Consider the following 1,261-nt stretch of genomic DNA (forward strand, 5'->3'; position numbering starts at 1 on the left):
TGGAACATCGATCCGGCCAGCCGAGATTCGATTGGACGACCGGCGAACTTTAGGTGAGTCTCCCTCTTTGACATCCCGACCCCGCGACATTGCGGGTTTCGCCGGGCATTTTTTCCAGCGTTGCGGTTTCCAGCGTTTCGATTTTTCCCGAAGCCACATTTTCCCGCCCTCCGGTTTGAGGCATACCCGATGGGTTTTTTCAGCGGCCTCCCGTCAGCAATAGATTCCTAGCGGCCAAGCGGCAGTCGGAGAGCAAGCAGCACCGTCTGAAAAACAGACCACCGTAGTGGCGAAAAGGATAGCGAGGCGCTGATTTAGCCCGGCGTCTCGCTGGTGCCTTGATCCCGACGATCAAAAGGCTGTCGGCCAATCAGAAAGAAGCACGACCATGAGCAACGAAGCCAACCACGAGCAAATGTATTCAAAGAGCCCCCGCACGGCGTTGCCGACGGGGGACGAAGCTCCCGACTTTAGTCTGCGCAGCACGCCGGACCAATGGGTGACCTTGAGCGAATTCCGCGGACAGTCGGTGATTTTGGCGTTTTATCCGGCGGATTGGAGTCCGGTCTGTGGCGACCAGATGGCGCTCTACAATGAGATTCTTCCCGAGTTTCAGAAGCTTGGCGCGGCACTCGTGGGCATCTCGGTGGATGGCACCTGGTGCCACGCGGCTTTCGCGAAGGATCGCAAGCTACACTTTCCGCTGCTCGCCGACTTTGAACCGAAAGGTGCGGTGGCGCGTTCCTACGGCGTCTATCGTGATAAGGACGGCGTGAGCGAGCGGGCGCTGTTTGTGATCGATGCCGACGGCATCATCCATTGGAGCCACGTCTCGCCGGTCGGCGTGAATCCTGGGGCCGCAAGCATTCTTTCCGCGCTCGAAGAACTCCAAACTAAAAAGGAGTCAGCAGCAGTATCATGAAACACGAACTTGTCGAACGCCTGACCGTTCCAATAGGCAAACGCGATCACATTCTAGGACCGGAAAATGCATCCGCCTCTCTCCTTGAGTATGGCGACTACGAGTGTCCCTTCTGTGGGGCCGCCCACACGCTGGTCAAAGCCATTCTGGAAAGCGTGGGCGATCGGATCTGTTTCGCTTTCCGCCATTTCCCACTGAGCAACGCGCACCCGCACGCGGAGCGTGCCGCGGAAGCTGCCGAAGCGGCCGGCGCTCAAGGCGCCTTCTGGGAAATGCACGACGTCCTGTTCGAAAACCAGGATGCCCTCGATTATGACGACCTCGCCGAATACGCGGCGA

Annotated in this window: 2 protein-coding genes; both read left to right on the forward strand. The window is 58.4% G+C overall.

What is annotated here, in order from left to right:
• Nucleotides 1-388: 388 nt before the first annotated feature.
• A complete protein-coding gene (locus WKV53_RS28555) occupies nt 389-922 on the forward strand; it encodes a peroxiredoxin (RefSeq protein WP_341408264.1) in 534 nt (177 codons plus the stop codon).
• A partial coding sequence (locus WKV53_RS28560) for a DsbA family protein (RefSeq protein ID WP_341408265.1) occupies nt 919-1,261 on the forward strand: 343 nt, incomplete at its 3' end. The genes WKV53_RS28555 and WKV53_RS28560, both read left to right, overlap by 4 nt.

Source organism: Luteolibacter sp. Y139 (genome assembly GCF_038066715.1).
In the GTDB taxonomy this organism is placed as follows: Bacteria; Verrucomicrobiota; Verrucomicrobiia; order Verrucomicrobiales; family Akkermansiaceae; genus Haloferula; species Haloferula soli.